A 5,317-nucleotide genomic window follows, 5' to 3' on the forward strand; every position below is an offset into this window, starting at 1 on the left:
CACGGCGATCGGCGACGCCCGCCGAGCGGCGGACCGCATCCGGGCCGGCATCGCCCTGCTCGCCGACCAGGACCAGCCGCGCCACCGCGAGGCGCTGGCCGCGTTCCAGTTCGCCAACGAGGCGATGGCCGCCCAGCGCCGGCACACGGCGATCGCCCGGCTGCGCGACGAGCAGGGGCTGGACTACGCCGCGGCCACCGCCGCCGTGCGGGCCCGGGGCGCGGGGGAGGCCTCCTGGCGGCCGTTCCAGCTCGGCTTCGTGCTGCTCAACCTGCCCTCCCTGACCGACCCGGCGCACCCGGAGCGGGCCGCGGACGCCACCGCCGTCGTCGATCTGCTGTTCTTCCCGACCGGCGGTGGCAAGACCGAGGCCTACCTCGGCCTGACCGCCTACACCTTCGCGATCCGCCGCCTACAGGGGACCGTCGGCACCGGTACCGTGGCCCGCTCCGGCGAGGCCGGGGTCGCCGTCCTCATGCGGTACACGCTGCGGCTGCTCACCGCCCAGCAGTTCCAGCGGGCCGCCACCCTGGTCTGCGCCGCCGAGGTGCAGCGCCGCGCGGACCCGGCGACCTGGGGTGCCACGCCGTTCCGCATCGGTCTGTGGGTCGGCGGCGGGGTGTCCCCGAACCGGTTCGAGGACGCCCGCGACCAGGTCGGCGAGGCGCGCGAGGCCGGCGACGGCAAGCGGGCCAACGTCCTGCAGACCCTGAGCTGCCCGTGGTGCGGCAGCGCGCTCGGGGCCCATACTGACGCCCACGTCGACGAGGACCTCCGCCGGGTGCTGCTGTACTGCCCGAACGGCGAGGGGGCCGACGCCTGCCCGTTCTCCCGGCGGGCGGCGCCCGACGAGGGCCTGCCGGTGCTCACCGTCGACGAGGAGATCTACCGCTACGCCCCGAGCCTGGTCATCGCCACCGTCGATAAGCTCGCCCAGCTGCCCTGGCGCGGCGAGGCGGGGATCCTGTTCGGCCGGGTGAGCCGACGCTGCCCCCCGGCACGGGTACCGCCACGACGACCTCGACGCCCGCACCGGCTGCGGCGAGCGTCACCACAGCCGCGGCAGGCGGCCCGCCGTGACCAGCGAGCCGGTCGTCCGGCTGCGCCCGCCTGATCTGATCATTCAGGACGAGCTGCACCTGATCTCCGGTGCGCTCGGCACCACCGTCGGCCTGTTCGAGAGCGCGGTCGACGAGCTGTGCACCTGGCCGGTCCCGGCCGGCGCGCTCACCGGCCCGAAGATCGTGGCCTCGACGGCGACCACCAGACGGGCCCGCGACCAGGTGCTCGGCGTCTTCGGCCGCGGCCTCGCCGTCTTCCCGCCCCAGGTGATCGACGTGACCGATACGTTCTTCTCCCGGCGGGTCCCGGTCACCCCCGCCACCCCGGGCCGGCGCTACCTCGGCGTCTGCGCGCACGGGACGAGGATGAAGTCCGCCGAGATCCGCCTCGCCGAGATCCTGCTCCTCGCCGGCCAGACCCTGTTCGACCGGCACGGCACCCCCGCCGAGCCCTACCTGACCCTCGTCGGCTACTTCAACGCCACCCGCGAGCTCGCCGGTATGCGCCGCTACCTCGACGACGACGTCACCACCCGGGTGCGTACCCACGGCCGGCGCAAGGGGCTCGCCAACCGCATCGTCACCGGTACCGGCATGCTCGCGATCTCGGAGCTGACCTCCCGGGTCTCGTCGGCGGACATCAGCGAGGTGTTGGGCCGCCTGGAGATCCCCTTCGACCCCGAGCTCGACACTTCCGCGCGGCGGGAGGCCGTCGCCGAGAACGTCCGTGCATCGTTCCGGAGCAGGGAGCGGGACCGGCGGGCACCGCACCCCCTCGCCGAGCGCACTCGCGCCCGGAGCAACCAGGACCGGATCCCGGTCGACGTGGTGCTCGCGACCTCGATGCTCCAGGTCGGGGTGGACGTCTCCCGCTTCGGGCTGATGGCCGTGATCGGCCGGCCGAAGAACACCGCCGAGTACATCCAGGCGTCCTCCCGGGTCGGCCGGGACGCCGGCCGCCCGGGTCTCGTCGTCACCCTGTACAACTGGTCCCGGCCGCGGGATCTCGCCCACTACGAGGACTTCGAGCACTACCACGCGACCTTCTACCGGCAGGTGGAGGCGCTGTTCGTGACCCCGTTCACCCGCCGCTCCCTCGACCGGACCACCACCGGCACGTTCGTCGCCGCCGTCCGGCACGCCGACGAGGCGAACACCCGCAACGTCGACGCCCACGGCGTGGACCTCGCCGGCCCGGCGGTCAGCGGAGTGATCGACCGGCTGCTGGCCCGTGCCGAGGCCGTCGCCGGGCCGCGCGGCCGGGAGTACCTCGAGGAACGGATCCGGCAGCTGATCGAGAGGTGGGAGCTGGCGAGGACGGGCCCGTCCCGCATCGGCTATCGCACGGCCGGGGGACAGCAGCGGGTCACCGGCCTGCTGGAGCCCGCCGGGCACGTCCGCTGGGACGTTCTCACCGTTGCCCAGTCGATGCGGGAGACTGAGCACGAGATCAACCTGCTGGTGCCCGGCCCCGCCGAGATCTTCACCCCCGCCTACGGCGAGCCGGGCTGGGCGTTCGGCGCGCCGCCGGACGCCGACGGTACCGGTGAGATCGGGAGCAGCGGTGAGATCGGGAGCAGCGGTGAGATCGGGAGCAGCGGTGAGATCGGGAGCAGCGGTGAGATCGGGAGCAGCGGTGAGATCGGGAGCAGCGAGGCGGACGGCAGGGATGACGAGGTAGTGGACGACGAGGCCGCCCCGGTCGGGGACGAGCTGGGGGAGACGGCCTTCGTGGCGGCACGGGCGGGCCGTCCGGCGCGGTCGGCCCGCGCGGCGCTCCCGGGGAGGGGCATCTGATGGTCACGGCGTTCCACCGGCGGGTCGGCGCGGTCCGGCCCAGTCACCTGATGTTCACCAGCGGTGTCGGCGCGCTCGTCGACCTGCCGAACTTCTCCGCGATCGTCCGCGGCGTCGACGACTGGGACTACCGCAACGTCCCCGAGTACCAGCCGATCGTCGAGCCGCGGTTGCTCGCCGCCGTGCGGCGGCTGTATGACCGGGGCGTCACCGAGCTGCGCCCGGCCCCGTGGGCGGAGACCGACGCGGGCGACCGCAGCGGGCAGGGCGCCCGGATCGGCGTGCCCACCGTGCCGTTCCCGAACTGGCTGCGCTGCACCGCCTGCAACGAGCTGGATGTGATCGCCTCCCGCGCGTTCGGGTTCGAGAACCCGTGGCTGACCCGGCCCCAGGACGCCCGCTTCTTCCACGGCACCTGCGGGCGGAAGAAGACCGGCCGCCGGCCGCTCGCGGTGGCGGCCCGCTTCGTGCTCGCCTGCACCGCGGGGCATCTCGACGACTGCCCCTACCCGATGTTCGTGCACCGGGGCGCGCAGTGCGCCAAGGCGAGTCATCCCCGGCTGCGGATGGAGGACCGCGGCGGCAACCTCGGCGCCAACGTCGAGATCCGGTGCGTGAACTGCGACGCCCGGCGCAACATCCGGGAGGCCATGGGACGCCGGGGGGCGGAGCACCTGCCACGCTGCCGGGGCCGCCATCCCCACCTGGGGACCTTCGCCGATGGCGGGTGCCCGCAGGAGTCCCGCCTGCTCGTCGTCGGCGCATCCAACCAGTGGTTCGCCCAGACGCTGTCGGTGCTGTCGGTGCCGCGGACCGGCGCCAGTGAGCTGGCGGTCAAGGTCGAACAGCACTGGACCGCCCTGGAAGGTCTTCCCACGGTGTCGATGCTGGCCTGGGCGCGCGCGCAGACCGCGGTGCTGCGCGAGTTCGCCCGATGGACGGACGAGGAGATCTGGGCTGCCGTCGAGCGGCATCGCGCCGCGATCGAAACCGGCCCGGCCCCGGGTGCCGACGCCGACGACGAGCGGGCCTACCCGGATCTGCGCACCCCGGAGTGGGAGATCTTCTCCTCCGCCGTCCTCCCCGAACCCACCGACGATTTCGCCCTGCGCCGCGAGCCCGGCGGTGTGCCGGCGCCGCTTGCCGGCTGCTACGCCGACGTCGTGCAGGCCGAACGCCTGCGGGAGGTACGGGCGCTGACCGGGTTCACCCGGCTGGACGCGCCCGACCCGGACGACCCCGACCTCGTCATCCGGGCGCCGCTGGCCCGTGGGCCGGCTTCCTGGGTACCGGCGAGCGAGGTCCGCGGCGAGGGCGTGTTCCTGCGGGTGCCCGAGGAGATCCTCGGCCCGTGGGCGCGCCGCGTCGCGGACAGTGTCGCGATGCGCGAGCACCGCGACGCCTACAGCCGATTCCGGGTGAACCGCTACTCCGACCGGATCGCCGGGGACTTCGATCCCATGCAGGGCTGGCCCGGGGAGCGATTCCTCGCCCTGCACACCCTGTCCCACCTGCTCATCCGGACCATCGCGCTGGAGTGCGGCTACAGCTCGGCCAGCCTGAGCGAACGCATCTACGCCGGGGACGACGGCGACCCGCGCGGCGGCATCCTCATCTACACGGCCGTCCCGGACGCGGAGGGCACCCTGGGCGGGCTGGTGTCGCTGGCCGAGCCCGACCAGCTGCTCCGGCTGACCCGCCGGGCCCTCGCCGACGCCCGGCACTGCTCGTCCGATCCACTGTGCGCCGAGCGGCTGCCGTCGGCGCCCGCCGACTTCCTGCACGGCGCCGCCTGCCACGTCTGCCTGTTCGTGTCCGAGACGACCTGCGAGCGTGGCAACCGCTTCCTCGACCGCCGGTTCGTCGTGCCCCTCGGAGACGAGCCGCAGGACCGCGCCCTCGCCCTGTTCGGCGGGCTGCCGTGAAGACGAGCGGCCGGGACACGGCGAGCTCCGCGGCTGCCACGGCCACAGACACGGCCACGGTCACCGCCACCGACATCGCCCGGCTGGCCGGAGTCGGGCGGGCCGCGGTCAGCAACTGGCGGCGCCGGTTCGCCGACTTTCCCGCACCCGTCGGGGGGACGTCGACCAGCCCGCTGTTCGCGCTGACCTCCGTGGCGGACTGGCTCACCCGGCATGACCGACCGTTCCAGGTCGAGGCGGCCGACCAGGTATGGCAGCGGATCCGGGGGGCCGTCGACGATCCGCGCCTCGGTGAGGTGACCGGCCATCTCGGGGGGTTCCTCATCCAGCGCCAGCGGGACCCCGCGGGCGCCACGGCGCTGCTCGGGGAGAGCGACGCGGTGGCGGCGGTATCCCTGGAACCGGCGATCGCCCGCGCCGTGCCGGAGCTTCCCGGTGGTTTCCCCGACACCTGGGAGACCGGGTGGGTGGCGATCGCCCGGGTCGCCGCCGAGGCGGCGGACCGGCACGGCCACGCGGAGCTCTTCGACGCGC

2 protein-coding genes and 2 pseudogenes are annotated in these 5,317 nt (G+C 74.1%); all 4 read left to right on the forward strand.

Going from position 1 to position 5,317, the window contains the following annotated elements:
• A pseudogene (locus AC08OQ_RS17430) lies at window positions 1-1,114 on the forward strand (hypothetical protein); the annotation flags it as partial.
• Window positions 1,077-2,858, forward strand: a complete 1,782-nt coding sequence (locus AC08OQ_RS17435; protein WP_476599754.1) for a helicase-related protein — start codon at window positions 1,077-1,079, stop codon at window positions 2,856-2,858. The pseudogene AC08OQ_RS17430 and the gene AC08OQ_RS17435, both read left to right, overlap by 38 nt.
• Window positions 2,858-4,783: a DrmB family protein gene (drmB, locus tag AC08OQ_RS17440; RefSeq protein ID WP_476599752.1), complete on the forward strand. Its 1,926-nt coding sequence runs from the start codon at window positions 2,858-2,860 to the stop codon at window positions 4,781-4,783. The genes AC08OQ_RS17435 and drmB overlap by 1 nt, the downstream gene beginning before the upstream one ends.
• Window positions 4,780-5,317: pseudogene (locus tag AC08OQ_RS17445) on the forward strand (N-6 DNA methylase); the annotation flags it as partial. The gene drmB and the pseudogene AC08OQ_RS17445, both read left to right, overlap by 4 nt.

The organism is Frankia sp. CcCS3 (assembly GCF_977927575.1).

Coding starts and splice junctions, on each gene's coding strand:
- drmB (WP_476599752.1), top strand. CDS start 2,858: ATGGTCACGGCGTTCCACCGGCGGGTCGGCGCGGTCCGGCCCAGTCAC.